An 836-nucleotide genomic window follows, 5' to 3' on the forward strand; every position below is an offset into this window, starting at 1 on the left:
AAACTCCAGGACATGGCGATGAAGGCGCGGGCGCCGATCATCGGCCTCTATGACGCCGGCGGCGCCCGCATCCAGGAGGGCGTCGCCGCGCTCGCCGGCTATTCCTACGTGTTCCGCCGCAACGTCATCGCCTCCGGCGTGATCCCGCAGATCTCCGTCATCATGGGCCCGTGCGCCGGCGGCGACGTCTACTCGCCGGCGATGACCGATTTCATCTTCATGGTGAAGAACACGAGCTACATGTTCGTGACCGGTCCTGACGTGGTGAAGACCGTGACCAACGAGGTGGTGACCGCCGAGGAGCTCGGCGGCGCCTCGGTGCATGCGACGCGCTCCTCGATCGCCGACGGCGCGTTCGAGAACGACGTCGACGCGCTGTTGCAGATGCGCCGGCTGATCGACTTCCTGCCGTCGAACAACACCGACGGCGTGCCGGAGTGGCCGAGCTTCGACGACATCGGCCGGGTCGACATGTCCCTGGACACCCTGATCCCCGACAATCCGAACAAGCCCTACGACATGAAGGAATTGATCCTGAAGGTCGTGGACGAGGGGGACTTCTTCGAGATCTCCGAGACCTTCGCCAAGAACATCGTCACCGGCTTCGGCCGCATCGCCGGCCGCACCGTGGGCTTCGTCGCCAACCAGCCGATGGTGCTCGCCGGTGTGCTCGACAGCGATGCGTCACGCAAGGCTGCGCGCTTCGTTCGTTTTTGTGATGCCTTCAACATCCCGATCGTCACCTTCGTCGACGTGCCCGGCTTCCTGCCCGGCACCGCGCAGGAATATGGCGGCCTGATCAAGCACGGCGCAAAGCTGCTGTTCGCCTATTCGCA

1 protein-coding gene is annotated in these 836 nt (G+C 64.4%); it reads left to right on the plus strand.

The window, feature by feature from the left end; genetic code table 11:
- On the plus strand, window positions 1-836 hold an 836-nt coding region (locus ACZXDY_RS46155), incomplete at both ends, for an acyl-CoA carboxylase subunit beta (protein ID WP_464350048.1).

The organism is Bradyrhizobium sp. LeoB3 (assembly GCF_055456055.1).